Source organism: Stenotrophomonas nitritireducens (genome assembly GCF_001431425.1).
Classification (GTDB): domain Bacteria; phylum Pseudomonadota; class Gammaproteobacteria; order Xanthomonadales; family Xanthomonadaceae; genus Stenotrophomonas; species Stenotrophomonas nitritireducens.
Genome location: NZ_LDJG01000094.1, coordinates 1 through 635, shown reverse-complemented (window position 1 = coordinate 635; position 635 = coordinate 1). Strand labels below are relative to the sequence as shown.

The 635-nt window shown below is 69.9% G+C and carries 1 protein-coding gene; it reads left to right on the top strand.

All coding sequences use genetic code 11. The features are described 5' to 3' along the window. Nucleotide 1 precedes the first annotated feature (1 nt). Nucleotides 2–635 (top strand): thiol:disulfide interchange protein DsbA/DsbL (locus ABB22_RS17595; protein ID WP_244481366.1); only part of this gene is annotated, 634 nt, incomplete at its 3' end.

The window sequence follows — 635 nt, the reverse complement described above, 5'->3', positions numbered from 1 at the left end:
GCTGGCCCTGCTGCCGCTGACGGCCTGCGCCGCCGACAGCGCCGCGCCGGTGGAAGGCCATGACTATGAGGCGATCGCCGAGCCCGGCCCGTTCGCGCCGCTGGCGGGGAAGATCGAGGTGGTCGAGGTGTTCGGCTATCCCTGCATCCACTGCGCCCATTTCGAGCCGCTGCTGGAAGTATGGGCGGCCAGGCTGCCGGCCGACGTGCGCTTCACCGCGGTGCCGGCCGCCTTCGGCGGCCATTGGGACGCCTACGCGCGCGCCTTCTATGCCGCCGAGCAGACCGGCGTGCTCAAGCGCAGCCACGCCGACGTGTTCAAGGCCCTGCACGAGCAGCGCAGCCTGCCGATGCAGAACGTATCGCCGCAGGAGTTGGCGACCTTCTATGCCGCCTACGGGGTGCAGCCGCAGCGCTACATCGATGCACTGCGCAGCGACCAGGTCGAGGAAAAGGTGAAGGCCGCGCGCGCCTTCGCCATGCGCGTCAAGGTTCCGGGCACGCCGGCGCTGATCGTCACCGGCACGTACCTGGTACAGGGCCGCAACTTCGAGGACCAGCTCCGCATCGCCAGTCCCCTGGTGGAACGCAACCCCGCCCCCCCCCGGCGTCCCTCAATCCCTTCCGGGACATTCC